The 21,049-nt window shown below is 63.4% G+C and carries 20 protein-coding genes, 1 tRNA gene and 1 pseudogene; 12 read left to right on the top strand and 10 right to left on the bottom strand.

Annotation, left to right across the window (positions count from 1 at the left end):
• Genes egtB through gluQRS form a run of 4 tightly spaced genes read right to left on the bottom strand, consistent with a single transcriptional unit; the run spans position 1 to position 2,980 of the window.
• Complete coding sequence (gene egtB / locus NV382_RS15190) at positions 1-1,260, bottom strand: ergothioneine biosynthesis protein EgtB (protein WP_260597552.1); 1,260 nt, start codon at positions 1,258-1,260, stop codon at positions 1-3.
• A 42-nt stretch (positions 1,261-1,302) separates the two neighbouring features.
• The gene (locus NV382_RS15185; protein ID WP_260597551.1) at positions 1,303-1,884 is read right to left on the bottom strand and encodes a cob(I)yrinic acid a,c-diamide adenosyltransferase; all 582 of its coding nucleotides are present in this window, start codon (positions 1,882-1,884) and stop codon (positions 1,303-1,305) included.
• Positions 1,885-1,894: 10 nt separating this feature from the next.
• Complete coding sequence (locus NV382_RS15180) at positions 1,895-2,128, bottom strand: twin transmembrane helix small protein (RefSeq protein WP_260597550.1); 234 nt, start codon at positions 2,126-2,128, stop codon at positions 1,895-1,897.
• 9 nt (positions 2,129-2,137) lie between these two features.
• Complete coding sequence (gene gluQRS / locus NV382_RS15175; protein WP_260597549.1) at positions 2,138-2,980, bottom strand: tRNA glutamyl-Q(34) synthetase GluQRS; 843 nt, start codon at positions 2,978-2,980, stop codon at positions 2,138-2,140.
• A 353-nt stretch (positions 2,981-3,333) separates the two neighbouring features.
• Here gluQRS and NV382_RS15170 point away from each other — a divergent pair, with 353 nt between their 5' ends.
• Genes NV382_RS15170 through ppc form a run of 3 tightly spaced genes read left to right on the top strand, consistent with a single transcriptional unit; the run spans position 3,334 to position 7,104 of the window.
• Positions 3,334-3,900: an HNH endonuclease gene (locus tag NV382_RS15170; protein WP_260600440.1), complete on the top strand. Its 567-nt coding sequence runs from the start codon at positions 3,334-3,336 to the stop codon at positions 3,898-3,900.
• A 55-nt stretch (positions 3,901-3,955) separates the two neighbouring features.
• Positions 3,956-4,357: an EF-hand domain-containing protein gene (locus NV382_RS15165; protein ID WP_260597548.1), complete on the top strand. Its 402-nt coding sequence runs from the start codon at positions 3,956-3,958 to the stop codon at positions 4,355-4,357.
• Positions 4,358-4,401: 44 nt separating this feature from the next.
• Positions 4,402-7,104, top strand: coding sequence for a phosphoenolpyruvate carboxylase (gene ppc / locus NV382_RS15160; RefSeq protein WP_260597547.1), 2,703 nt, complete (start codon positions 4,402-4,404; stop codon positions 7,102-7,104).
• A gap of 198 nt (positions 7,105-7,302) precedes the next feature.
• On the opposite strand, the gene NV382_RS15155 is transcribed toward ppc, so the two are convergent.
• A complete protein-coding gene (locus tag NV382_RS15155; RefSeq protein ID WP_260597546.1) occupies positions 7,303-7,695 on the bottom strand; it encodes an acyl-CoA thioesterase in 393 nt (130 codons plus the stop codon).
• Between the two features lie 95 nt (positions 7,696-7,790).
• A complete protein-coding gene (locus NV382_RS15150) occupies positions 7,791-9,887 on the bottom strand; it encodes a S9 family peptidase (RefSeq protein WP_260597545.1) in 2,097 nt (698 codons plus the stop codon).
• A 386-nt stretch (positions 9,888-10,273) separates the two neighbouring features.
• Between NV382_RS15150 and NV382_RS15145 the strand changes: the two genes are divergently transcribed.
• Positions 10,274-12,070, top strand: a complete 1,797-nt coding sequence (locus tag NV382_RS15145) for an aminopeptidase P family protein (protein WP_260597544.1) — start codon at positions 10,274-10,276, stop codon at positions 12,068-12,070.
• Here NV382_RS15145 and NV382_RS15140 read toward each other — a convergent pair.
• Positions 12,060-12,185, bottom strand: coding sequence for a hypothetical protein (locus tag NV382_RS15140; RefSeq protein ID WP_260597543.1), 126 nt, complete (start codon positions 12,183-12,185; stop codon positions 12,060-12,062). The genes NV382_RS15145 and NV382_RS15140 overlap by 11 nt on opposite strands.
• 78 nt (positions 12,186-12,263) lie before the next feature.
• On the opposite strand from NV382_RS15140, the gene NV382_RS15135 reads away from it, so the two are divergent.
• Positions 12,264-12,338: transfer RNA gene (locus tag NV382_RS15135), tRNA-Thr, on the top strand.
• A 354-nt stretch (positions 12,339-12,692) separates the two neighbouring features.
• Here the strand turns inward: NV382_RS15135 and NV382_RS15130 are convergent.
• Positions 12,693-13,448, bottom strand: a pseudogene (locus tag NV382_RS15130) (IS5 family transposase).
• A gap of 265 nt (positions 13,449-13,713) precedes the next feature.
• On the opposite strand from NV382_RS15130, the gene NV382_RS15125 reads away from it, so the two are divergent.
• The 5 genes from NV382_RS15125 (at position 13,714) to NV382_RS15105 (ending at position 16,658) form a co-directional block, all read left to right on the top strand.
• Positions 13,714-13,989 carry a hypothetical protein gene (locus tag NV382_RS15125; protein ID WP_260597542.1) on the top strand — a complete coding sequence of 92 codons (276 nt, stop codon included), beginning with the start codon at positions 13,714-13,716 and terminating at the stop codon, positions 13,987-13,989.
• A gap of 353 nt (positions 13,990-14,342) precedes the next feature.
• A complete protein-coding gene (locus NV382_RS15120) occupies positions 14,343-14,612 on the top strand; it encodes a hypothetical protein (RefSeq protein WP_260597541.1) in 270 nt (89 codons plus the stop codon).
• Positions 14,613-14,878: 266 nt separating this feature from the next.
• Entirely contained in the window at positions 14,879-15,385 is a 507-nt protein-coding gene (locus NV382_RS15115) for a hypothetical protein (protein ID WP_260597540.1), read from the top strand.
• Positions 15,382-16,230 carry a hypothetical protein gene (locus NV382_RS15110; protein WP_260597539.1) on the top strand — a complete coding sequence of 283 codons (849 nt, stop codon included), beginning with the start codon at positions 15,382-15,384 and terminating at the stop codon, positions 16,228-16,230. The genes NV382_RS15115 and NV382_RS15110 overlap by 4 nt, the downstream gene beginning before the upstream one ends.
• A 29-nt stretch (positions 16,231-16,259) precedes the next feature.
• On the top strand, positions 16,260-16,658 hold the full coding sequence (locus NV382_RS15105) for a hypothetical protein (RefSeq protein ID WP_260597538.1): 399 nt from the start codon (positions 16,260-16,262) through the stop codon (positions 16,656-16,658).
• Between the two features lie 260 nt (positions 16,659-16,918).
• Here the strand turns inward: NV382_RS15105 and NV382_RS15100 are convergent, their stop codons facing one another.
• Positions 16,919-17,719, bottom strand: coding sequence for a helix-turn-helix transcriptional regulator (locus tag NV382_RS15100; protein ID WP_260600439.1), 801 nt, complete (start codon positions 17,717-17,719; stop codon positions 16,919-16,921).
• A 227-nt stretch (positions 17,720-17,946) separates the two neighbouring features.
• On the opposite strand from NV382_RS15100, the gene NV382_RS15095 reads away from it, so the two are divergent.
• Positions 17,947-18,438 (top strand): SMI1/KNR4 family protein, encoded by a 492-nt coding sequence (locus NV382_RS15095; protein WP_260597537.1) that lies wholly within the window; start codon positions 17,947-17,949, stop codon positions 18,436-18,438.
• 364 nt (positions 18,439-18,802) lie between these two features.
• Here the strand turns inward: NV382_RS15095 and NV382_RS15090 are convergent, their stop codons facing one another.
• Positions 18,803-19,609, bottom strand: coding sequence for a hypothetical protein (locus NV382_RS15090; RefSeq protein ID WP_260597536.1), 807 nt, complete (start codon positions 19,607-19,609; stop codon positions 18,803-18,805).
• Between the two features lie 237 nt (positions 19,610-19,846).
• On the opposite strand from NV382_RS15090, the gene NV382_RS15085 reads away from it, so the two are divergent.
• Positions 19,847-20,860: a hypothetical protein gene (locus tag NV382_RS15085; RefSeq protein WP_260597535.1), complete on the top strand. Its 1,014-nt coding sequence runs from the start codon at positions 19,847-19,849 to the stop codon at positions 20,858-20,860.
• Positions 20,861-21,049: the final 189 nt, after the last annotated feature.

Genomic DNA, 21,049 nt, shown 5'->3' with positions numbered 1-21,049 from the left:
TCAGATATCCTTGACCAGCCGCACCCCGGTGAATTGCCAACGCTGGTGCGGGTAGAAGAAATTGCGGTAGCTGGCGCGGGCATGGCCGCGTGGCGTGGCGCAGGACCCGCCGCGTAGCACGCACTGCCCCGACATGAATTTGCCGTTATATTCGCCGACCGCACCCTCGACCGGCTTGAAGCCGGGATAGGGACGATAGGCGCTGCCGGTCCATTCCCACACATCGCCGAAAAAGGCCGGGCCGCTGGCGGCGGGGCGCGGCTCGACCGGTCCGGCGCCATCCAGCTGGTTGCCGCCAGCGGGATCGTAGGGTGTGGCGGCTGCCTCCCATTCCGCCTCTGTCGGCAAGCGCGCGCCGGCCCAGGCAGCATAGGCATCCGCCTCGTAGAAGCTGACATGCGTCACTGGTGCGGCGGGATCGATCGCGCGACGGCCGTCGAGCCCGAAGCGGGTCCATCCGCCCTCCTGCTGCTCCCAATAGAACGGCGCGGCGATGCCCTGCGCCTTAACCCAGGCCCAGCCATCCGCCAGCCAGAAGCGCGGATCGGCATAGCCGCCATCGGCGATAAACGCCGCCCATTCGCCGTTGGTGACGGTGCGGTCGGCAAGCGCGTGCGGGCTGAGCAAAGCCTGGTGTCGGGGGCCCTCGCAATCGAACGCAAAGCCGTCTCCGGCAAAGCCGATCTCGACCACGCCGGCGGCGCCTTCGATCCAGCCGATCGGCCCGGGCATCTCGACCGGCACTTTCCGCGCCGGCGTCCACACGGCGGGTTCGAGCGGGTTTTCCGACATCAGGTGCAGGATATCGGTGACGAGCAGTTCCTGATGCTGTTCCTCGTGATGGCAGCCGAGCGTCACGAGCTCGATCGCCGCCGCCGGCAGATCGGGCAACGCCGCCTGCACCGCCTCATCGACATGGCGGCGATAGGCCAGCACCTCGTCCAGCGTTGGCCGCGTGACCATGCCACGCCGCCCACGCGCGTGCCGCCGCCCCTCCGCCTCGTAATAGCTGTTGAAAAGGAACGGGAAACGTTCGTCGTGCAGCCGGTAGCCGGCAACGAAATCACGCAGGATGAAGGTTTCGAGGAACCAGGTGGTGTGCGCCAGATGCCATTTGGCCGGCGACGCATCCTCCATGGACTGGACCGTGGCATCGGCATCCGACAACGGGGCGACCAGCGCCACGCTCAGATCGCGCACCTTGGAAAGACGCTGGGACAGCGAGGCCGCATCAGCGGCACGACTCGGGTTCGTTCGCATTCCGTTCCACCTAGCCCAGAATGCGCCCAAACCCAACCTGGGTTAAATGTCTCGCGAGGCGCCAGGAACCCACAGAACGTCGCCACCCGCCTTTTGGTTCACGAAGCGCGCAGCGACAAACAGATAATCCGACAACCGATTGAGATAGGCAAGCGCCTGGCGGTTGATCGGCGTCTCTGCGGCCGCGGCCACCGCAGTGCGTTCCGCGCGCCTGGCGATCGCGCGCGCCAGATGCAGCGCGGCCGCACCGGCAGTGCCGGCGGGGAGGATGAAGCTGGTGAGCGGCGGCATGCCAGCGTTCAGCGCATCGATCTCATTTTCCAGCCGCGCCACCTGCGCGGCCACGATGCGCAAGCTCATCTCGGACGGGGTGAAATCGCCATTGGTGCTGGGCGTGGCGAGATCGGCACCAAGATCGAACAGATCGTTCTGGATGCGGGTGAGCGCGGCGACGAGATCGTTTTCGCCGAGCGCCACGATCGCCACGCCGAGCGCGCTGTTCGCTTCGTCGACATCGCCTATTGCCGCCATGCGCGGCGCCGACTTGGCGACACGCGAGCCATCGACCAGCCCGGTCGTGCCGTCATCACCGGTGCGCGTGTAGATCTTGTTGAGCTTGACCACGAAGCGGCGTTCAGCGCCCGCTGGCGAGGAAAAGGATCAGCACGACGATCAGGATCGCGATCGCCTGGAAGAAGATGCGGTATTGCATCATCTTGTTGGACTTGAGCGCCGCCGCGCTCGGGCCATCGCCGCCGTTCTTCACATCCTCGGTCGCACTGGCCAGGAACACGACGAGCCCGCGGACGAGCACGACGACGACCGCGATCATCGCGGCGACGAGCAGGATGGCTAGGAAAGTTGTCATGGCCGTAATCTAGGCATTCGGCAGGGCAAAGCCAATGGGCAGGCGGCCGGCGCGGAGATCGTCGGCGAGCATCTTTCCGTCCATGCCGCGGTCGCGCAATGACCCGAGCGTCGGCGCGCCGTTGCGCTTGGCCAGCCGCGTCCCGTCGGCGTCGGTCAGTAGCGCATGATGGCGGTAGACGGGCGTCGGCAGGCCGAGCAGGCGCTGCAGCAGCACATGGACATGCGTCGCTTCGCTGAGATCGGCACCGCGCACGACATGGCTGACCTGCTGGAAGGCATCGTCCACCACCACGGCGAGATGATAGCTGGCCGGCGCATCCTTGCGCGCCAGCACGACATCGCCGTGGCGTGAGGGATCGGCGCGCTGGGGCCCGGCGATCTCGTCTTGCCAGCCGAGCGGCCCGACAAGCGCCACCGCTTTCGCCATGTCGATCCTCCACGCAAACGGCGTGCCGTCCCGTTCGCCCAGGTTAAGCCTGCGGCAGGTGCCGGGATAGACCGGTGCCGCGCCGTGCGGCGCGGACAGGCTCTGTGCGATCTCGGCGCGGGTGCAGAAGCAGCGGTAGAGCAGCCCCTGCCCTTGCAAGCTGTCGAGCGCGGCCTGGTAGGCGTCGAGGCGTGTGGACTGGAACAGCGGGTCTCCGTGCCACGCAAGGCCAAGCCAGCGCAGGTCGTCGACGATGCCCTGCACATGCTCGGGCCGACTGCGCGTGCCGTCGATATCCTCGATGCGCAACAGGAACCGCCCGCCTGCGTCGCGTGCGCGGTCGTGCGACTGGATCGCGGAAAAGGCATGGCCGAGATGCAGCGCGCCGGTGGGGCTTGGGGCGAAGCGGGTGGTGATCGTCATGTGGGACTGTCGCCTCGCGAGCCTCTTTTGTTCGGGGCGGGAGTGTTTAAGCTAGACTTCACGACCAAGTCTCCATAAGCGCTACGCCGTTCCCCGGCGAAGGCCGGGGCCCAGTCGGAATGGCCGGCATAACGGCGCGCAGCCCCCGCCAACGAGCGTTCCGCCACTGGGCCCCGGCCTTCGCCGGGGAACACCATGCCATGCCAAGGACCTCTTTCTCTACGCCGCTCCAGCCGCACGGCGGGCGACGACCGACGTGCCCCTTGACCGTGCGTCATGTGCCGTGCTGTCATGCCTGTGTCATCCTGATCGGCAACAGCGCCGTCAAGGAAACAGCGGCGCGAAAGGGGGTTATGTACCATCCCGATCTGATCCGGCACCCGGACGGTTGCCCCGCTCTGGTGCTGAACGCCGATTATACGCCGCTCAGCTATTACCCGCTGTCGTTGTGGCCATGGCAGACCGCGATCAAGGCGGTGTTCCTCGACCGCGTGGATATCGTCGCCGAATATGAGCGTGAAGTGCGCAGCCCGACGCAGCGCGTGAAGCTGCCCTCGGTCATCGCGCTCAAATCTTATGTGCGGCCCTCCGCCTTCCCGGCCTTCACGCGCTTCAACGTGTTCCTGCGCGACACATTCAGCTGCCAATATTGCGGCAGCGGGCATGATCTGACGTTCGACCATATCATTCCGCGCGCGCAAGGCGGGCGGACGACGTGGGAGAATGTCGCCACCGCGTGCGCACCCTGCAATCTGAAGAAAGGCGGCCGCACGCCGCTCCAGGCACACATGCCGCTGCACATCGCCGCGATCCGCCCGACCAGCTGGCAGATGCAGGAACATGGCCGGCGATTTCCGCCCAATTACCTGCACGATACCTGGCACGATTGGCTGTACTGGGATGTCGAGCTTGAGGCCTGACCGTTCCGGAACGATTTCGCCGCGCCTGCCGTTCTCCCGCACAAAGGGAGTATTCATGACCGTCCGTATCGCCTTCGTCGTCGCCATCGCCTTGGGGCTGGCCGCCTGCAGCCAGAAGATCGCCGAGGAAGACGTCGACTTCACGCCGCCGACGAACCTGCCGCGGGCCGATTTTGAGAGCGGGTTGATCAAGCGCTTCCACCGGCTCGATCGCGATGGCGACGGCATCGTCAGGATCGCCGATCTCAAGCGCCGTCCCGAACGGCTGAAGCGCTATGACGCCAATAACGACGGAAAGCTGACGTTCGACGAGTTCAAGGCCGGCAGCATCGCGCGCTTCGACGCCACCGATACCAATCATGACGCAATCCTGAGCAGTGACGAGCGCGATGCCGCGGGATGGGGTCGCGATGCCGATGCCAGGCGGGCGGCGCACGACAATGAGACGGCGGAGTGACGCTGGCGGTTGACCTTGGCGATGCCGCAACGCAGCATGACACCATGGCCGACCTCCCCACGATCGCAAACAATCCCGATATCCGCTTCCTCGGCGCCCTGCTGGGTGATGTGATCCGCGCTTATGGCGGGGACACATTGTTCGAGCGGACCGAATATATCCGCGCCGCCTCGGTCGGGCGGCATCGCAGCATCAATGGCGATGGTAACGGTAGCGATGACGCGACGGAAACCGATCTCGGGCTCGACCGGTTGGATATCGACGAGACGCTCGATTTCGTCCGTGGCTTCATGCTGTTCTCGATGCTCGCCAACCTTGCCGAGGACCGCCAGGGCATCGCCGCCGAAGAGGGCGCCACGCTGGATGCCGCGCTGAAGCGCCTGGCGGCAGAGGGGATCGACCAGGAGGCGGTGGTCGGGCTGCTCGAACATGCATTGATCGCGCCGGTGCTGACCGCGCACCCGACCGAAGTGCGGCGCAAGTCGATGATCGACCATCGCAACCGTATCGCCGGGTTGCTGGCGATGAAGGATCGCGGCCTGACCGAAACGCCTGAGGGCGACCGCGTCGACGAGGCGATCCTGCGCCAGATTGCCTTGCTGTGGCAGACGCGCGTGCTGCGGCGCGAGAAATTGTACGTCGCCGACGAGGTGGAGACCGCGCTCAGCTATCTGCGCGACGTGTTCCTGCCGGCGCTGCCCGCTTTGTACCAGCGCTGGGACCGGGCGCTCGGCACGCGCGTGCCGAGCTTCCTGCGGCCCGGCAGCTGGATCGGCGGCGACCGCGACGGCAACCCGTTCGTGACCGCGGACAGCCTACGCGCGGCGCTCGCCAAGTCGAGCGCGGCGGTGCTGGTCTATTATCTGGATGCGGTGAATGCGCTGGGCGCCGAGTTGTCGATCTCGACCGATCTCGCCGCCGCCGACGCCGCGGTCCAGCAGCTGGCCGAGGCGAGCGGCGACAGCGCCGCGAGCCGCGCCGACGAACCGTATCGCCGCGCGCTGAGCGGCATCTATGCGCGGCTGGCGGCGACGCATGTCACGCTGACCGGCACGCCGGCGCCGCGGCCATCGGCGCTGAAGGGCGCGGCCTATGCCGATCCGCAGGCGTTTCGCGCCGATCTCGTGGCAATCGCGCATGGTCTCGCATCAGAAGATAAGGGCCCACTATCGACCGGTGGCGCATTAGGTCGGCTGATCCGCGCGGTGGAGACGTTTGGCTTCCATCTCGCCACGCTCGACCTGCGGCAGAACAGCGCGGTGCACGAGCGGGTGGTCGCCGAACTGTTCAAGGTCGCCGGGGTCGAGGACGATTATCTGGCGCTGGACGAAGCGGCGCGGGTCGCGCTGCTACGCGCCGAACTGTCGAGCGCACGGCCGTTGGCGAGCGGTTTTGCAGACTATTCGGAAGAGACGAGCGGCGAACTCGCCATCGTCCGCGCCGCGGCCGAGGCGCATGCGACCTATGGGCCCGGCTGCATCGTCAACTACATCGTCTCGATGGCGCAGTCGGTATCCGACCTGCTGGAGATCAACCTGCTGCTGAAGGAAGTCGGGCTGTACCGGCCTGGCCCCGTGCCGACTGCGGCGATCATGGCGATCCCGTTGTTCGAGACGATCGGCGATCTGGAAGCCGCGCCCGGGATCATGACCGACTGGTTCGCGCTGCCCGAGATCGCCGCGATCGCCACCGCGCGGGGCCACCAGGAAGTGATGATCGGCTATTCCGACAGCAACAAGGATGGCGGCTACCTGACCTCGACCTGGAGCCTGAGCGTCGCGTCCACCGCGCTAAAGCCGGTGTTCGAGCGCGCCGGCATCGGCATGCAGCTGTTCCATGGCCGTGGCGGCGCGGTCGGGCGCGGTGGCGGGTCGAGCTTCGCCGCGATCCGCGCGCAGCCGTTCGGCACGGTGCAGGGCCGCATCCGCATCACCGAACAGGGCGAGGTGATTGCGGGCAAATACGGCACGCGCGAAAGTGCGATGGCCAATCTGGAGGCGATGGCATCGGCGACGTTGCTCGCCAGCCTGGAGCCGGATCCCTTGTCCGCCGCCGACACCAAGCGCTTCGGCGCGGCGATGACGGCGCTGTCGGCGAATGCCTTCAAGGCCTATCGCGGGCTCGTCTATGACGACGATGCGCAGGGCTTCCGCACCTTCTTCCGCCAGATGACGCCGCTCACCGAGATCGCCAATCTCAAGATCGGCAGCCGCCCGGCGAGCCGCACCAAGAGCGACCGGATCGAGGATCTGCGCGCGATCCCGTGGGTGTTCAGCTGGGCGCAGGCACGCGTGATGCTGCCCGGCTGGTACGGCGTCGGGCAGGCGCTGGCCGAGTTCGAGGACAAGACGCTGCTCGCCGAGATGGCCGAGGGCTGGCCGTTCTTTGCCGCGAGCCTGGCCAATATGGAGCAGGTGATCGCCAAGTCCGACATGCGCATCGCCGCGCGTTATGCGGCGCTGGTCGAGGATGCGGGACTGCGCGACCATGTGTTCGGCCGGATCGAGGCCGGCTGGCATCAGGCGCATGACGGGCTGCTTGCCGCCACCGGCCAGTCGCGGCTGCTGGAGAAGCACCCGACACTCGACGCCTCGATCAGGCTGCGCCTGCCCTATATCGAGCCGCTCAACCTGCTGCAGATCGAATTGATCAAGCGCCGCCGTGCCGGCGAGCAGGACGAGCGCATCGGTGAGGGGATCCTGCTGTCGATCAACGCGATCGCCACCGCGTTGCGGAATTCGGGCTAACCTATTCCTCCCCGATACGGAGCATCGGGTCGGATCGTCCCCCGGACGATCCTTGACCATGCGGGGCATGGTCAACCCGATGCTGGGGACCATTCGCGTTCTTCACGCGCATGGCGGAGGGGGCCCGCCACGAGCGCTACGCTGCCGGCCCACTCCGTCCGTCAGCCTGCGGCTGCCACCTCCCCGTTCCGGGGAGGATCACGAGAGGAATTGTGCCGCCATTTCGGGGCGCACGCGCAGCAGGCGGCCGGTTGCCTTGTCGATCTGCGCCCAGGTGGTCACCGCCTGCACCTTCACCTTGCCGTCCGGGCCGATGAAGCGGACATGCCGGTCGAACCGGGCGCCCTTGGGCGGCTCGGGTACCCAGGTTTCGCCGACCACCGTCTCGCCGGCCGCCACGTTGCCGCGATAGTCGATCTCATGCCGGGTGATGACCCAGAAATAGGCTGCCTGATCCTCGGGCGAGGCGACCGCATACCAATGCGCAAGCGCAATGCGCTGCACCCACTGCACCCACACCGCATTGTTGACATGGCCGAGCTCGTCGATGTCCTCGGGCGCAGCGGTGATCGAGAGGGTAAAGCGGATCATGGGCGCTCAGTGCTCCTGCGTCCGCAGGAGCCCCGGGCCATAAAGGGCAGCGCCTGTGATCCTGGGCTCCTGCGTGCGCAGGAGCACGGCGGCGCTCAAGACTCGACCCCCAATTGCCACAGCACGAAGGCATGCTCCTCTGCCGCCTCGCGCAGGCTCTCGAACCGCCCCGACTTGCCGCCATGGCCAGCGCCCATATTGGTCTTGAGCAGCAGCACATTATCGTCGGTCTTGGTCGCGCGCAGCTTGGCCGCCCATTTCGCCGGCTCCCAATAGGTCACGCGCGGATCGTTGAGCCCGCCGCTGATGAACATGGGCGGGTAATCCTGCGCCGTCACCTGATCATACGGCGAATAAGAGCGGATCAGCTCGAACGCGGCCTTGTCCTCGATCGGATTACCCCATTCCGGCCATTCGCCCGGCGTCAGCGGCAGGTCGCCGTCGAGCATGGTGTTGAGCACGTCGACGAACGGCACGTCAGCGATCACCGCGCCCCATAGTTCGGGATCGGAATTGACCACCGCGCCCATCAATTCGCCACCCGCCGAACGCCCGGCAATCGCGATCTTGCCCGAGCTGGTCCAGCCGCCTTCGACCAGTCCCTTCGCCACATCGACGAAATCGTTGAACGTGTTGGCGCGCTTTTCCAGCTTGCCGTCGAGATACCATTGCTGCCCGAGATCGTCGCCGCCGCGGATATGCGCGATGGCATAGGCAAAGCCGCGATCGAGCAGCGATAGCCGCCCGGTCGAAAACCCCGGCGGGATGGCATAGCCGTACGCACCGTAAGCGTAGAGGAATAACGGCGCCGAGCCATCGCGCGGGAAATCCTTGGGGTAGACGATCGACACCGGCACCTCGGTGCCATCCCGCGCGGTGATCTTCAGCCGCTCGGTACGATATTTTTCCGCGTCATAGCCGGACGGGATTTCCTGCACTTTCAGCGTGGTCAGCGTACCGCTCGCGACGTCGTAATCATATTCGGTGCCCGGCGTGACCATCGATTCATAGCCGACGCGCAGGACTGCCATGTCATATTCGGGATTGTTGCCCAGGCCCGCGTCATAGCTCGCCTCGGGGAAGGCGATGCGCTGCGCCTCCAATGGCGTTTCGTAGCGCCGGATCTCGATCTGATCCAAGCCGTCCTCGCGCCCATCGACGATGAAGAAATCCTGGAAGCAGTCGATGCCGGTCATGTAGAAATGCGCCGACGGTGCGATCAGCTCGGTCCATTCTCCCGGCGTCGCGATCGGCGCCGTGCACAGGCGGAAGTTCGGGTCCACGTCGTTGGTGTGGATGAACAGCGTGCCGTCATGCTCGTCGACATCATATTCGCGTCCCGTCTTGCGCGCCGAGACCAGCAGCGGCGTGGCGAGCGGATTGTTGGCCGGCAGCAGATACACTTCGGTCGTGTCGTGCCCGCCGGTCGCCAGCACGATCCACCGCCGGTTGCTGGTCATGTCGACGCCGACCGAGAAGCTCGCATCCTCCTCGTAATAGATCACGACATCGTCGGCGACCGGCGTGCCCAGGCGGTGGAACTTGATCGTCCGCGTGCGCCAATGCTCGTCGGTCAGGCCATACAGCACGCCGCTGCCATCGGTCGTGAAGACGATATTGCCGATCGCCCCCTCGATCGAATCCGCGCCCCATTTGCCCGAGACGCCGTCGATTTCTTCGGCGAGCGGCGCGCCGTCCGCCAGCGACTTGAAGCGGATCGTGTAGCGCTCGGAGCCGTCCGCGTCGGTCGAATAAGCCATCAGCGTGCCGTCTTCGCTGAACACGATCGCGCCCAGGCGGAAATATTCCTTGCCTGCGGCCAGTGCCGGCTCGTCGAGGATCAATTCGTCCGGCCCGCCCGCGACGGGCCTCCGCCACCATTTGCGATATTGCCCGCCGGTCTCGAACGCGGTCCAGTACAGCCAGTCGCCATCCTTTTGCGGCACGGAGGAATCGTCCTCCTTGATGCGCGCCTTCATCTCTTCGTACAGCCGCTCGGTCAGCGGCTTGTGCGGCGCCATCACGCCTTCGAAATAGGCGTTCTCCGCTTCGAGATAGGCGAGCACTTGCGGGTCATCGACCTCGGGATAGTTGGGGTCCTTCAACCAGGCATAGGGATCTTTGATTGTCACGCCGTGCACGGTGAAGCTATGCGGGCGAGTCTCGGCGATAGGGGGAGTGAGTTCGGTCATAACGCCTCTTAGCGTGGACGGCGCGCTTGTCGAAGGGTCGGATCGACAGCCACGTCGTTACCCGCAACTTGTTCGACGGCTATCCCTTTCGAGCATAGATCGTCATTCCTGCGCAGGCGGGGATCCATAAACTCGGTCGTCAGAACTTAAGCCGCGAAGCAAGCGGTATGGATCCCCGCCTGCGCGGGGATGACGTGGTGGTACATGTCCGAGCGGTACAATCACCGACTTGTTCCGGGGTGACGAAGGAGGCTTATACCGCGCCGCGTTTTGCAAGCTGCTCACCTCAGGGCCATGGCGGCGGGCAATGCGACCCGCGAGAGCGTTGTCCTGCATGGTCGGTTTGTGCCAATCCCAGCGCACATCATTCGCCAGAGTATTCGCTCATGCCGCCTTATACCGATCGCCTTCACGCCCTCCGCGCCCAGCTGCAACAGGACGGCCTCGACGGTTTCGTCGTGCCGCTGACCGACGAGCACATGTCCGAATATGTCGGCGGCTATGCGCAGCGGCTTGCCTGGCTGACCGGTTTCCAGGGCTCGGCCGGTGCCGCGGCGGTGCTGGCGGACCAGGCCGCGGTGTTCACCGATGGGCGCTACACGCTGCAGGTGCGCCAGCAGGTCGACGGCGCGGATTGGTCGTACCAGCCGGTGCCGGCGGTCAGCATCACCGGCTGGCTGGCCGAGCATGCGCCGCAGGGCGGGCGGATCGGCTATGATCCGTGGCTGCACACCAGCGCCTGGGTGCGCGAGGCCGGTGCGGCGTTGAAGGCGAAAGGGGCGACGCTGGTGGCCGTGCAGCACAACCCGATCGACGCGATCTGGGCAAATCGCCCGCTGCCCTCTGACGCCAAGCTTGCCGTGCAGGACGATGTTCTGGCCGGCGCATCGTCGGCCGAGAAGCGCGGGCTGATCGCCGATTGGCTGGGCTCCACCCAAGCAGACGCTGTGGTGCTCACCGCGCTGGATTCGATCGCCTGGGCGCTCAACATTCGCGGTGGCGATGTCGCGCACACGCCGGTCGCGCTCGCTTATGCGATCGTCGATGCCGATGGCACCGCGCAATTGTTCGTCGCGCCCAACAAGGTCACCGATGCCGTGCGCCAGCATCTCGGCAATGCGGTGCGCGTGCGCGACCGGTCCGAGTTCGCCGATGCGCTGGGCGGCTATGCCGGCAAGCTGATCGCCGCCGATCCCGAACGCGCCGTGGCCGCGATCTTCGACCGCCTGTCGGCGGGCGGCGCGACGATCCTCACCGCGCGCGATCCGGTCGTGCTCGCCAAGGCGCTCAAGAACCCGGCCGAGATCGCCGGCCACCGTGCCGCCTCCGCACGCGACGGCGGCGCGCTGGCGCGGTTCCTGCGCTGGTGCGAAACGGCACTGCCCGAGGGCGGCCAGACCGAACTCTCCGCCGCCGCCAAGTTGCAGAAGCTGCGCGAGGCGACGGGCGTGCTGCTCGACACCTCGTTCGACACGATCTCCGCCACCGGCGCCAACGGCGCGTCCCCGCATTACCACGTCACCGAAGAGTCGAACGCGCCTATCGAAGCCGGGCAACTCTACCTCGTCGATTCGGGCGGCCAATATGCCGACGGCACGACCGACGTGACGCGGATCGTGCCGGTCGGCGAGCCGACCGCGGAAATGCGTGACCGCTTCACCCGCGTGCTCAAGGGTCACATCGCCATTGCCACCGCGATCTTCCCGCCCGGCACCAATGGCGGGCAGATCGATGCCTTTGCCAGGCGGCCGCTGTGGGAGGCAGGGCTGGATTACGCACATGGCACCGGCCACGGCGTCGGCGCGTATCTGTCGGTGCATGAAGGACCGCAGCGTATCGCCCAGCCCAATTATCCCGGCGGCGGCCCGTCCGAGCCCTTACGGGCCGGCATGATCATCTCCAACGAGCCTGGTTACTACAAGGCCGGCGAATACGGCATCCGCATCGAGAACCTCGTGCTGGTCGAGCCGCGCGCCTTTCCGCAGGGCGATGCCGACATGCTCGGCTTCGAGACGCTGACCTTCGCGCCGATCGAGCGCACACTGATCGTGGCGGAGATGCTGAGCGACTCGGAGGCCGCCTGGCTCGATGCCTATCACGCCAAGGTGGTGGACGTGCTCGGGCCACAGCTCGACCCCGCGGAGCAAGCCTGGCTGGCTGAGAAATGCGCCCCTATTCGCTAGGCGCATCCCCCTTGGGCGGCGCATCAGCAGCGCTGCGGCTCTGCGCCTTGCGCCGCTTCAGGTTCTCGCGCAGCGCCGCTGCTAGCCGCGCCGCTTTCTCTTCCTTGTCGTTCATCGCTCGCTTTGCCTTGACAATGTCGCCTCCAACGTCTCTTAGGCCGCTTCCGCTGCTGCCGTAAGGCTCTGGCGGAATGCTGCCGTAGCTCAGTGGTAGAGCGCATCCTTGGTAAGGCTGAGGTCGTGAGTTCAATCCTCACCGGCAGCACCAGTTTTTCAGCGACTTAGGAGTCGCTTGGTGAGAGCGGTGTGCCCGCGCTCTCATCTGTGCAATCACCGGTCAAGCACATGGCGCAAAACCATTTGGGGGCTAGACTCGATAGCATCAGGGGGGCGGATGCGGCTGGAGCAGCACGGTGTGGTTGCGAGCACCTTCGTCATATCCTGCACTTAATTTGACGAGGGATGTCGCGGCCGCGTTCGGCGGCGGCGGCACCTGCCGTGATGGTCGTCGAGCCAAACTTAGCACGGTCGGCGGCGCCCGCGGTATCTGCTCACAACCGCGCCGCTCAAAACGTGATCGGTTTCCCCGCTCGACAGACTCTCTAGGCTCAGGACTCGTTGATCAGAGCCAGAAGATGACAGTAGCTGCGAGCGCGATGGCGGAGATAAAGACCGTCGGGCATCGATCGTAGCGGGTGGCGACGCGGCGCCAGTCCTTCAGGCTGCCAAACATGATCTCGATGCGGCTTCGGCTTCGGTAGCGGCGCTTATCGTATGATGGGCACGTTCCGGGAGTTTCGGCCCGGAATGCAGGGCATTATGCCTTTTGCCTGAAGGGCGTCCCTGTACCAGTCTGCGTCGTAACCGCGGTCGGCAAGCATCCACTGCGCCTTGGGCAGATCGTCGAGCAGGGCAGCCGCGCCGGTGTAATCGCTGACCTGGCCAGCGGTCATGAAGAAGCTCAGCGGGCGACCGTTCGCGTCGGTGACGGCGTGAAGCTTGGTGTTCATGCCGCCCTTGGTGCGACCGATCAGGCGCCCGAGATCCCCTTTTTAACCCGCAGGCTCGATGCCGTGCGGTGTGCCTTGAGATAGGTAGCGTCGATCATGATCGTCTTGGGCGTGGCGCTCGTAGCGGCCAGTCCTTCCATCATGCGCAGGAACACGCCTCTCTCGCCCCACCGCTTCCACCGGTTGTAGAGGGTCTTGTGCGGTCCGTATTCCTTGGGCGCATCGCACCAACGCAGCCCGTTGCGATTTACGAAGACGATGCCGCTCAACACCCGCCGGTCATCAACCCGGGGCTTGCCGTGGCTCTTCGGAAAATATGGCTCAAGCCGAGCCATCTGCTTGTCCGTCAGCCAATACAGGTTGCTCATCGCCAGTCTCCTCGCAGAGCCTGAATCAGATCGAGCCTCTCACATCAATGGGTCCTGACCCTAATCCGGCCGCTTCACCAGAGCAGCATTCCTGGTCGTGCGCGGAATTGAGAAGCGAAGCACCGCTCCCAGACCGGTAGTGATTAGTGACACAGGGTGCTTCGCTCGCTGAACAATGCGAAGCCATAACGGTCATTGCGAATGCACCCGCATCCACGTACCAGCGCTGTCATGGTGATCACCTCAACAACAACGAGGTGAACCAATGCAATTATTCTTCGTCGACTGCGAGCACGGGAACGACAAGTTCGTATTTGCGCAATCCACTAACCACGCAGCCGAAATCTTCGTGACTTGGCAGGTCGTGAATAGGGCTCAGATGGGTGGCTTTACGATACAACGTGTAACTATCGCCTCATGTGCTGAGCCTGATGCCACACACCTTCGGCACGCGCTGAAGCTCGAGCTAGAGGGGATCGGTCGCTATGACGTAGCCAATGGCTGGATCATCGATCCTGTGACCGACGACGCTGAGAAGTAGCCGTGGATCTAAACATGCGTTCAGCTGCGGTCGCAGACGACTAGCTTGTTCCATTCGTAGGCGCCGCGATCCAATCGGGGGCGGGAATCCTGTTGATGCAGAGTTTCCCGTCACCGCCGACATCCTGCCGTGCTCGACGCGACGTGGAGGTCGACCGAAGAGGAGGGGTGATCGACGTTCGAGCTTCACGGCTTTTCAGATGATGAAGACGATCACCAGGCGGCCATCTTCCGCGAACAGAAAGCGCGCCGAGCGCATCTACGAGGCGGTGGCCAATCAGCTAGGCGATATGCCAGATGATTGGCTAGGCAGTGATTGGGCGCTTGGCATGAGCATAGCGACGAGAACTGATGATGTCCGAGCCACCACCTTTTTGGATCGTCTTCCCTTCGCTCGGTGTCGCTGATGGCGCTACTCAGGGCGCAGAAGAGGCGTACCTCGATTTGGAGTGGCTACCGTTCTGGTCCGGCTTGGATGACGTCGCGAAGGATAGCTACCTTGATCGTTGGAATGCCCCCAAGGAATGGCGGGAGGAGATCGCTGAGCGTTACGATCACCCAGGCTTTGATGTGGAAGAGGATTCGCGCGACAGCGCGGCGTGGCTTGCGCGCCATCGAAATTAGCGGGCCCGTCCGGTAGATCGTTTGAGCGTTACGGCTTAAATGAGCGTAGCGACGGCGGCTCATGGTGCGTCGGCGTTGTGGACCGCCAACGGCCCAGGTTGGTAGTTAGACGACGGTATGCTCGCGGCTCAACGTCGCAAGAGCGGTCTATGAGCCTTGGCGCTTCCGTAACCCAGCAGATTGCGTGCACTGCGCTATAGATCGTGCAGTTTGCGCTTCCGCAAGGGGACGACCCGGTCTAGCCTGCCCTTATGAGAGCCACCGCAATGCTGGCCTTGGCGGCCATCTTTCCAACCCTCGCCGGCTGTGATTCAGCTGACGGGGTAGCGCAAAACGCCGGCGCGCCGACGATAACGATCCTGGTTTCGGATGCGATCGAGGTGACCGGCGGCACTGGCATCTACACCCATGGTGATGGCGGCGCGAAGACGCAGATCCGGTTTCCGATCGCCGCAGAGCGCGCCGACCCTGTCCTCTACCACGATGTCCAACGAATCGGTGAAGGTGGCGGGGTCGTGGCGGTGCTCGACAGCTATGGTAGCAAGAATGGCGGGGAGCGTTGTGCCAATGGACGGGAGTCATGGGTGCGGCTGTTTTCGGTCGCACAGCAACGCCTCACCGATTCCATTCCTGTCGAAAGCTGTCTCGGTCGACTTGTGGCGGGCGAGCCGCCGGTGGTATGGCATGGTGAAAGCTTCACGATCAACAGCAAAGAGCCCAGCCTTTTCCGCATCGTGGAAGGCAGGGCTAAGAGGGACGAGGAGCGCCGATGACCGAGCGGACCGATCAAATCGTCATTGCCGATCGCGACATGCTTGTCCGCATGTGGCTGACCGAAGCGGTCGCTACGGGTAAGATGACACCGGCCATGGCCGACAAGCATTGGAAGGCGTACTCAGAAGATTGGCACACGGTCGCCAATTACTTTTCCGCCACGGACGATGCGATGCTGATTCGCAAACTAGTGCGCGAAACCGGTATACGCGGTCGCTGTTACTTCAAGAGCTATAACGGCAAGTTGCATGTCGTGTTCAAGGGGTATCCGGGTCTTCGCCGCGTGCTGACCGGAACGAGATATGGTGCTCTCCATCCCAAGGTCGTAGGCTTGGGGATTGGCAAGGCGGGGGTGGCAAAATCGGTCAAAGGCGGCACGATTGTATCTATTGTCCTGCTGACCGCATGGAACATCGTCGACTATGTAATTCGTGACGATGCCACGATGGGGCAGCTGCTGGGCGGCATCGCCGGGGATGTCAGCAAGGCGCTGATCGCGAGTGGCGTGGGCTATGCCGTGGGGTCGGCAGCGGTCGCGATGGGCATGACGTTGGCGGTAGGGCCCCTGGTGCTCGCCGTGGTGGTGGGGCTGGGCGTCGGCTGGGCGATTGACGCGATCGATACGAAGTATCAATTCACCAAGCGTCTGCAAAAGCAGCTTGATGAAGGCATCGCCGAACTGGAGCGGCAGAGGCAGGCACTGGTAGCGCGCGGAAAGAGCACTGCTTTCCAGGCCGCTGGAAACGTAATTGACCTGATCCGCGACACGGCAATTGCCGAGGCGAAGCGACAGATCCGCGACATGTTCTGGAAACATCTCCCGCGCTTTCCCACGCTGCGATGACGAGCGAGCGACGCCGCGCGGCGCTGACGATGGCAAGCATCGGATTGACATTATCAATACTTTGCGGATCGTTGCTGGCAAGTTCGATAGCAGCATCTTTTGCCGCGTGGCGCGCCCGTGCGACGGAGGTGCGGATCTCGGGCGGCGACGTCGGGATGTTGACGCTAATGCCGATCTTTGTGGCATTGACGATATGGGGAACGCTGGCTGTGTTCCGCAATGACGCCGTAGTGGGGCGGATCGGCAACGGGATCGCCGTGGCAGGAATGATCTTGGTGCCAGTCGCGTTCGGTGGATCATGGGTATTCCAGAACTGGGCGGAGCAGCGGCTGGCGGCAGACGGCTATGTGCGATGCGGAGCGGATCGGGTCGGCCGCTTTCCATCGTTAACCCTGTGCGCCCGCAGGGCGCCGCCAGCGCGGATGTAAGCCGCCCACCGTTCTCGCGCTCGATTCGTCACGTCAAGCTCCGCTCAGCTTCCTGTAACCTGACGGCCAATCACTACATCGATTGTGGCCGTTCAAGCTCCAGTGGAAAAGCAGGTTCTTCCGCCCAGCGGGCAGCCCGCCTTTCGGGCCAGGAGCGGACCGGCGGCTGTTGAGCAGATCGACGCCCGATCGCACCCTGAACGGCTAAAAGTGGGGGGAGCAGACATTCCTTTGCCCCACGCGGCAGTTGGCGTCCGCAGTTAACGGTAAGGATTTTTTCCTCCCGGTTGAAGAATGCCGCCGGCCATCCTGCCTTCGGTGTCGAGCGCTACCGACATAATTACCTCGCCGTTGGCGAACACCAGATTGTAGGCGTCGTCGCCCATAATGCCGGGCCCGCGGTAAGTGACCGACTTTAGCTCGCCCAGCGTTTTGAACATGGGATGTGTCATTGGCAGATCCCCACGAACGACTTCGGCGAATCGCGGAGAGAGCTTTTCGTAGTCGGGCGAACCGCTCGCCAGACCAGCGACAAGGCGCCGCAAGGCAGCCTCGGTGCCGGCCGTGGGCACGGACCTGGGTGCGGCTGGTGGTGCAGACGGCGCCACTGCTGAAGTGCTTGTCTGCGCCTCCATGGCGCCGGGTGACTGAACGGAAATCATCAAGGCTGCTGCTGCAAGAAAGCTCATTAGCATTGCTCCTGAGACCACATAAATTTTCTGCCGCCGTGTGATCCACGTGGTCTCATTTCGCGGGGCGGCATTGGAGCCGCCTTCATCGGGCGTGGTATTGCCCGGCGGAAGGTCCGACGAGGCGGGTCCCAGCCGACCGGACCGCTCTAGAGACTTCACTAGCTTCGCGGCTTCAAGGGATGAGGACAGGCCCAGCTTGGCGCGGGCCATCTTTAACCGCTTCTCCACGGCGTGAGGAGAGATACCAAGATCGAGGGCCATTTGCTTAGCAGTCTGATGGTCCAGACAGCGCTTCAGGCACTCCCGCTCGGCTATAGTCAGGCGCAGGATCGCTGCCCGCGTGCTCTCGTCTATCACGTCCATGCTCATGTCGGCCAACGTAGGGTTTTAAGAGTCAGTACCAAGTCCGGCTGTCTGGTACCCCACCCCTCGATCCCGTTCCGTCGGAGCGGCGATGGCAAAATTCACTGCTGGATCTACCTAAAGGCAGATCAGCGTTAGTTTGCCGCCTCGAAGGTCCGCAACTGGTGGAAAGCCGACATTGCACGGTTTCATCCACCCGCTAGGTATCCTCGCACAATGTGCGGATTAGACAGATGGGATTGAAACGCTTCGTCGAGACGTGGACTTCCTCTCATTATCCCCCCGAGAGGGTTCATTTGGCGGATATGCAGACGCTAGAGCGTACAATGGGCGTGCGTCTCCCGACGGACTACCGCGAGGCAGTGCTTCAGACAGGCCTACCCCGACCGACGATCTCACTTCTAAATTCGATCGTCGATCAGGACCTTCCATTACGTGACGTCGGCGATTTCTACTCTCCAGCGGAGATGCTGGAGCAGACTTCCGGTTGGAGAGAGGCCGGAATGCCATCGCATCTGATTGCATTTGCAGCCGACAGCGCGGGCAACATGTTTTGTTTCGACGCCGAGAGACTTAGGGACGGAAGCGCCGATCGCGATTCGGTCTGGTTTTTCGATCATGATTTCGGCACCGTCGATCACGTCGCACCCAGCTTTGATAACTGGATTATGCATTTTTGCGACGTACGACCCTCACCCGAAGATGGCAGCGAGAGCGTCCGCTAATGGGCGATTGAAGACCCGCCGCCTTAACCTTTGGCGAGCAGGGCCTTGCCGGCCTCCGTCCACCTCCCACCGCGGGCTCCGGGCTCGATCAACCCGTGTTCTACCAAAAGTCGAACAGCGTCTTCGCCAGCCCCCATGCATTGATGGTCCAGCCAGTCTTGCTTTCCACTACCGATGTATTGCTCACACATCCACGCAAGGGCGATCAGCAGGCGATCTTCGCTTGAGGTCATGCCGCTGTATGTCCCTTTGCTTATCGCGCTGCAATGTCCGCTTTTGGGTTGCCGCAATGTTGAGCTGAACGACCGCAATTGGGCGCTAGCTGCCATGGCCAAAGTGGTGGATAGCCGCCGTTCAACGTTGTCTACTTGCTTGGTGGTGCCGGCTTTGTTCCATTTGCCGGAACCGCCGCGGTGGTGGGAACGCCCAACTCGTAAGTGGCGTCCCACTGCCTGTCCGCGGCCGTTAAATACGTGATACCATGCGCTGCTTGGCGAGGATCGCCGTTGTCATGCTGTAGGCAGCCATCATCTTGGCAATTCCAAGCCTTTCCACCGTTACCGTCGATGGTCATCGTGATGGTCCGCTTGGCCGGCATGATGGATCCCGCAGGCACGATGGTTCGGTTGGCAATAGTTATTGGCCTACGCATGGCATGAAGGTTCCCGACTAGCGCTAAGATTATGCCGTCGTTGGCTGCTGTTATCGAGGTCCACGTCTGCGCCATCGCCGCATTGCGTTCCTGTCCTTGTGGGGTCGATCGACCAACGTCGGATGCTACTACGCCAACAATTCTGCCTGCTTGCTTCATAACCCGGAGCTGTTCCCACAAGCGCAGGAAGGCAATACTACCCCGGCCATCCTGCATATCGGACGCGAACAAAGACAGCTTTAATAAGCTGGCACGCGCTTGGGCAGCCCCGTCGGAAGAGAGGTATGCATCAATAGCAGCCTGGTCGTCTGACGAATATTCAAGAGCAATTGTAACTGGACGCCCCGTTTTGGCAGCCAAGCAAATCAGGTTGACGAAAGCGTCGGGCGACTCGTTCGTTCCATGCATCTCACCTACGATGATCCAACGGATATTCGGTTGCCACAAGTGGTTTGCACCGGGCACAGGGGCGCAGCTTGGCGCAGTCGCGCTTAAGAGGGCAGCGGCGATAGCGATCATGTAGCTGCTCTCCCCGGATGTTGACCGAGCTTCGCATCGTTGCGCGCCGTGCGCAATCGAGCATCAGACGCGAAGCCTGAGTGTCACATTTTGGTGGTGAGCGGACGGGCTGCTTTTAGGCGCGAATTAAGGCGAGCTGCCGCTACGGATGATCGCGCCCGCCAATATTCGACAGCAAAGCGGCTTGCTTCAATGGGAAGAGCGGCTCCATACCAGCAGTGAATTATGGGGGCGATCATGAGGCTGCTTGTTGGGATCCTCGCACTTAGTATCGTCACGTCCGCTTCGACCGGCCGCGCTCAAAGCGGCAAGTGCGCGGATGATAATGGCCGGGACCGCTGCGCTATCAAGGCCCAGCAGAAGCAGCAAGATGCGTATGGCGTGGATGCAATTGACGACCTGGCCAGCAAGGGATCGCAGGTGATCCGGGCCTTCTTCGTCGATGGTTATGGCCGGGATGCTGGACTGGTGAACTTCGTCCGCGGCCCGGCGTCGGAGCCTCGCGTGGAGTGGCTACAATCGCAGGCAGGTAAAGGTGGAGCGCCTCGCACCCTTCTTTCTGCGATCGTTTCGCTCGGCACTTGGGAGGCATTGCAAGCAGACGGCCATGCGTTTGATCGCCAGCTCGCACCGCAGCCAGAGACCTCCCCGGCAATTTGCTTCCATGGCTGGATGGTACGCGTGGAGACGGTTGATGCACGCGGCAGGAGCCATCAGAGCACCCAGAGCGCCTGCGATCCTGGCTTGACCGTGCAATACGGCTTCAAAGTCGCAAAGGCAGCTGTCGAGTCGCTACCATCGTGCTCCCTGCTCGATCCCGAGAGGACGCGGAACGATGTCACGCGCCTCTCGGAATGTTCGCTGCTGACCGGCGATCGCGCGGCGGCTGCTCAAGCCTACAACATCTTCCGAACCCCTTGGTTCACGAATCCACGCGGTCCCGATTTTGCCCGGCCCCTTCAATACCTGTTTTACGATCAAGCGGAGATTTCCTGGGCCGGGCTGTCCCCTACGATCGGGTCGGAAGCTGCGTCCAAGCTTTGGGCCGAGCAGGCGGCGAACAGCTTTTTCGCTCTGAGCCGTGTGCACGGAGAAACGCCGGATCGCGTACGGATCGAGGGAACAATCCTCTTCGCCGGAGCACCAGGAGGGAAGGAGCGGCGCGTGCCCGCAACGATGATCTGGACGCGGGAGAATGGCTTCGGCTTCCGACTACGCAGTCTAGTAGCCGGTTCACCCAATAGCGGTTGATCACGCTCCCGGTGCTCGGATCAGACATTCCATGATCGAAACTGAATGAACGGCCGGTTCTAGGTACTCGTAACGGCGCCCTGGATGGCAACAGATGGGCGATTGCTGACATGGCTGAAGTTGGTGGTTAGCTGCCATTCGTCAGGCAAAAGACTAGCGCCGAACGGCCGCGCGATCGATCGACATGCC

The sequence above is a fragment of the Sphingomonas endolithica genome (assembly GCF_025231525.1).
GTDB classification, from domain to species: domain Bacteria; phylum Pseudomonadota; class Alphaproteobacteria; order Sphingomonadales; family Sphingomonadaceae; genus Sphingomonas; species Sphingomonas endolithica.
The sequence above is the reverse complement of the archived record's forward strand: the minus strand, read 5'-3'. Positions and strand labels throughout refer to the sequence as shown.

Coding starts and splice junctions, on each gene's coding strand:
- NV382_RS15090 (WP_260597536.1), bottom strand. CDS start 19,609: ATGATCGCTATCGCCGCTGCCCTCTTAAGCGCGACTGCGCCAAGCTGC.
- NV382_RS15125 (WP_260597542.1), top strand. CDS start 13,714: ATGCAATTATTCTTCGTCGACTGCGAGCACGGGAACGACAAGTTCGTA.
- NV382_RS15150 (WP_260597545.1), bottom strand. CDS start 9,887: ATGACCGAACTCACTCCCCCTATCGCCGAGACTCGCCCGCATAGCTTC.
- NV382_RS15145 (WP_260597544.1), top strand. CDS start 10,274: ATGCCGCCTTATACCGATCGCCTTCACGCCCTCCGCGCCCAGCTGCAA.
- NV382_RS15180 (WP_260597550.1), bottom strand. CDS start 2,128: ATGACAACTTTCCTAGCCATCCTGCTCGTCGCCGCGATGATCGCGGTC.
- NV382_RS15140 (WP_260597543.1), bottom strand. CDS start 12,185: ATGAACGACAAGGAAGAGAAAGCGGCGCGGCTAGCAGCGGCGCTGCGC.
- NV382_RS15165 (WP_260597548.1), top strand. CDS start 3,956: ATGACCGTCCGTATCGCCTTCGTCGTCGCCATCGCCTTGGGGCTGGCC.
- NV382_RS15155 (WP_260597546.1), bottom strand. CDS start 7,695: ATGATCCGCTTTACCCTCTCGATCACCGCTGCGCCCGAGGACATCGAC.
- gluQRS (WP_260597549.1), bottom strand. CDS start 2,980: ATGACGATCACCACCCGCTTCGCCCCAAGCCCCACCGGCGCGCTGCAT.
- NV382_RS15115 (WP_260597540.1), top strand. CDS start 14,879: ATGCTGGCCTTGGCGGCCATCTTTCCAACCCTCGCCGGCTGTGATTCA.
- NV382_RS15105 (WP_260597538.1), top strand. CDS start 16,260: ATGGCAAGCATCGGATTGACATTATCAATACTTTGCGGATCGTTGCTG.
- NV382_RS15170 (WP_260600440.1), top strand. CDS start 3,334: ATGTACCATCCCGATCTGATCCGGCACCCGGACGGTTGCCCCGCTCTG.
- NV382_RS15095 (WP_260597537.1), top strand. CDS start 17,947: ATGGGATTGAAACGCTTCGTCGAGACGTGGACTTCCTCTCATTATCCC.
- ppc (WP_260597547.1), top strand. CDS start 4,402: ATGGCCGACCTCCCCACGATCGCAAACAATCCCGATATCCGCTTCCTC.
- NV382_RS15100 (WP_260600439.1), bottom strand. CDS start 17,719: ATGAGCATGGACGTGATAGACGAGAGCACGCGGGCAGCGATCCTGCGC.
- egtB (WP_260597552.1), bottom strand. CDS start 1,260: ATGCGAACGAACCCGAGTCGTGCCGCTGATGCGGCCTCGCTGTCCCAG.
- NV382_RS15120 (WP_260597541.1), top strand. CDS start 14,343: ATGTCCGAGCCACCACCTTTTTGGATCGTCTTCCCTTCGCTCGGTGTC.
- NV382_RS15110 (WP_260597539.1), top strand. CDS start 15,382: ATGACCGAGCGGACCGATCAAATCGTCATTGCCGATCGCGACATGCTT.
- NV382_RS15085 (WP_260597535.1), top strand. CDS start 19,847: ATGAGGCTGCTTGTTGGGATCCTCGCACTTAGTATCGTCACGTCCGCT.